The following is a 253-nucleotide window of genomic DNA, read 5'->3' on the forward strand; positions in this document are numbered from 1 at the left end:
TTCTTTAAAGCCTAGGCCGTAATGTTGTGGTGCTTTACCATTATCTAAGTGGTATTTCGCGATCAGCTGTTTGCCTAAGTGACCACGGCAGCCTTCTGAGAACACGGTATATTTGGCGTGAAGCTCCATGCCGGGCATAAAGCTGTCTTTGGGTTGGCCATCGGTGCCGACGCCCATATCGCCAATCAGGATACCCTTCACGCTGTTATCTTCATTGAAGAGTAATTCGCTGGCGGCAAAGCCGGGGAAAATT

1 protein-coding gene is annotated in these 253 nt (G+C 49.4%); it reads right to left on the reverse strand.

The features are described from left to right. On the reverse strand, nt 1-253 hold a 253-nt coding region (locus B4920_RS27120; RefSeq protein WP_368664750.1), incomplete at both ends, for an NAD(P)/FAD-dependent oxidoreductase.

The organism is Zoogloea sp. LCSB751, from assembly GCF_002028455.1.
GTDB lineage: Bacteria > Pseudomonadota > Gammaproteobacteria > Burkholderiales > Rhodocyclaceae > Zoogloea.